This is a genomic window from Oscillibacter valericigenes, from assembly GCF_016902445.1.
Taxonomy (GTDB): Bacteria; Bacillota; Clostridia; order Oscillospirales; family Oscillospiraceae; genus Oscillibacter; species Oscillibacter avistercoris.
Genome location: NZ_JACSNX010000061.1, coordinates 1 through 665, shown reverse-complemented (window position 1 = coordinate 665; position 665 = coordinate 1). Strand labels below are relative to the sequence as shown.

The following is a 665-nucleotide window of genomic DNA, read 5'->3' as shown; positions in this document are numbered from 1 at the left end:
TGACGTCGCAGATCACCTTGGCATAGGCGTCGGTGTTGTACACGCTCAGCAGCGGGCTCTCGCACACGATCACCTTGTCGGCGCCGTAGCCGCCCAGCTCCTTGGCCGCATTCTCGATCCCCTCGCCGCCCAGCAGCAGGCCGCACAGGTTCACGCCCAGCTCGTCCGCCAGGTCCCGGCCCTTGGAGATCAGCTCAAAATCGGTGGGCATCAGTTTGCCCTCGCGCTGCTCGCAGAACACCCACACATCCTTGAAAGCAGCGATGTCCGCGCTGTTGAAATTAGACATATTCGTTTATCTCCCTTCTCAGATGATGTGCTTGGCAGCCAGAATGGAAGCCAGCTCCTCGCAGGTCTCCTTGCCGGCGCCCTCCAGCATCTTGCCGGCGCCCTTCTGGGGCGGGGTGAAGCTCTTGAAGATGTTCGTCGGAGAGCCCTTCAGGCCGATGGTGGTGGCGTCGATCAGGGGATGATCCTTCAGCTTCTCATAGTCGAAGGTCTCCAGCGGCTTGTTGTAGGTGGCATAGATGCCGTCGATGCTCATGTAGCGGGGCTCGTTCAGCTCCTTGATGCAGGTGATCAGGCAGGGGGTCTTGACCTTGATGGTCATGTAGCCGTCCTCCAGCATCCGCTTCACGGTGATGGTGTCGCCGTCCTTCTGGATG

The 665-nt window shown here is 60.2% G+C and carries 2 pseudogenes; both read right to left on the bottom strand.

The annotated features are described in order from the left end of the window. Positions 1-289: pseudogene (locus H9X91_RS14035) on the bottom strand (acryloyl-CoA reductase electron transfer subunit beta); the annotation flags it as partial. A gap of 18 nt (positions 290-307) precedes the next feature. Next, a pseudogene (locus H9X91_RS14030) lies at positions 308-665 on the bottom strand (electron transfer flavoprotein subunit beta); the annotation flags it as partial.